This is a genomic window from Stenotrophomonas sp. YIM B06876 (genome assembly GCF_030711595.1).
Classification (GTDB): Bacteria; Pseudomonadota; Gammaproteobacteria; order Xanthomonadales; family Xanthomonadaceae; genus Stenotrophomonas.
The window spans coordinates 1-402 of the sequence record NZ_JAUJUJ010000595.1; the positions used below are offsets into that span (position 1 = coordinate 1).

General features: G+C 68.9%; 1 protein-coding gene. It reads right to left on the bottom strand.

Translation table 11 applies throughout. The features are described 5' to 3' along the window. A partial coding sequence (locus QZH66_RS18640; protein ID WP_305807268.1) for an acyl-CoA dehydrogenase family protein occupies window positions 1-402 on the bottom strand: 402 nt, incomplete at both ends.

Below are 402 nucleotides of genomic sequence, written 5' to 3' on the forward strand. Positions count from 1 at the left end.
GGCCTTGCGGCCGAGCAGGTCGAGCGCCTGGATGCCGTGCGTGCCCTCGTGGATCATGTTCAGGCGGTTGTCGCGCCAGTACTGCTCGACCGGGTATTCGCGCGTGTAGCCGTAGCCGCCGTGGATCTGTATCGCCAGGCTGTTGGCCTCCAGGCACCACTGCGAAGGCCACGACTTGACGATGGGCGTGAGCAGATCCAGCAGCAGGCCGGCCTCGGCACGCGCGCAATCGCTGTCGCTGGTCTTTTGCTCGTCCACCAGGCGCGCGGCGTACAGGCCCAGCGCCAGGCCGCCTTCGACATAGGCTTTTTGCGCCAGCAGCATGCGGCGCACGTCGGCGTGCGCGATCAGCGGCAGCTGTGGCTGCAGCGGGTCCTTGTGGCCCGGCGCGCGGCCCTGCAG